Source organism: Cedecea sp. NFIX57 (assembly GCF_900177785.1).
In the GTDB taxonomy this organism is placed as follows: Bacteria; Pseudomonadota; Gammaproteobacteria; order Enterobacterales; family Enterobacteriaceae; genus Cedecea; species Cedecea neteri_C.
In genome coordinates, this window is the sequence record NZ_FXAS01000138.1 from 1 (window position 1) to 1115 (window position 1115).

Here is a 1115-nt window from a genome sequence, read left to right on the forward strand (position 1 = left end):
TTGTAGATGTTGGTCTTCCCGTCATCCAGGCGTTCGGCAGTCATCAGGGCGTTGGCCGTGTCTTCCAGGGCAGGCGGCACGACCAGCAGCGTCGGGCGCACGTTCAGCGGACGGCCTTCCGTGTCCTTCATATTACGCAGTGCCGTGCGGCCTTTGCCGTAGGACGCTTTTGCCTTGTCCAGCGACTCGGCAGACAGCGGGGCCGCGCCCTGGTTGCTGACCAGAATGGCTTTGCCCGCTTTGTCCGTGCCGTTCGGGTGCTTCTCCGACACAAACGGCTGGCCGTCATAACATTTCTTGCTGAAAGCCTCGTTCAGGGCTTCAAAGACCAGTTCATCCGGCCACTGCTTCGCGCTGAAGCCCGCCTCCTGCGCCTGTGGGGCGTAAATCCCCAGCTGGTCGTCTTCGAGGTCGTCGCGGTCCACCTCCACCGTGGCCTCAAAGGATTTATTGGGCAGCGTATAGTTATGCTGGGTCAGGGATTTGACCACTTTATCGCCCACCCACTCACGCAGACGCGGGAAGCGGTCCAGCCAGGCATAGCTGTTTTCGCGCGTGGTGGAGGGCACCAGCGTGGCCACCTGGTCCCACATGGACGGCGAGGCGTCAAATGCGTTATTGAAGGTGGATTTCAGCGCCACAAACAGCGCGGTGAGGTTGCCTTTATTCAGGATCATCGTTTCTTTCCTTATTCAATCCAGACGCCATCGCTTTCCAGCAGAATGACGGTGCCCGCTTTGGAGCGTTTAGCGCCGCCATCGGTGCCGGTCAGGGTGCGGTTATCCAGTACCCACACGCGTTTCCCCACGTGTGCCTGGACAATGGTCCCGTCGTTGCGCCAGCGGAACGCTTTATTCCGTCGCATCAGGACAGACACATCCCCGTCATTGCCGCCGGTGTTATCGGCCCGCTCTTCCGCGCGTCCCGCCCAGACCAGCTCCAGGGCTTCTTTGCCGCCCACGGCGTAGCCCGCGGCATTCACGCAGACAATCGTCCCGGCAGGGATTAGCTCACCCTTTGCCACCGGGATGGGGGTCAGCTCGCCGTCGCGGTACGGGGCGTCAAAATCAGCTTTTTGCTCTTCAGTCAGCGCCATGGTTCAGCTCCTTCGCCAG

Annotated in this window: 2 protein-coding genes; both read right to left on the bottom strand. The window is 61.0% G+C overall.

Translation table 11 applies throughout. The annotated features are described in order from the left end of the window. The coding region (locus B9Y90_RS26275; RefSeq protein WP_085543196.1) for a Mu-like prophage major head subunit gpT family protein at positions 1–677 on the bottom strand (677 nt) is incomplete at its 3' end. 11 nt (positions 678–688) lie between these two features. Beyond that, a complete protein-coding gene (locus tag B9Y90_RS26280; RefSeq protein ID WP_085543197.1) occupies positions 689–1096 on the bottom strand; it encodes a hypothetical protein in 408 nt (135 codons plus the stop codon). Between the last annotated feature and the right edge of the window lie 19 nt (positions 1097–1115).

Bases quoted from the DNA above. Each gene is read 5' to 3' on its own strand.
- B9Y90_RS26280 (WP_085543197.1), bottom strand. From the start codon at position 1,096: ATGGCGCTGACTGAAGAGCAAAAAGCTGATTTTGACGCCCCGTACCGC.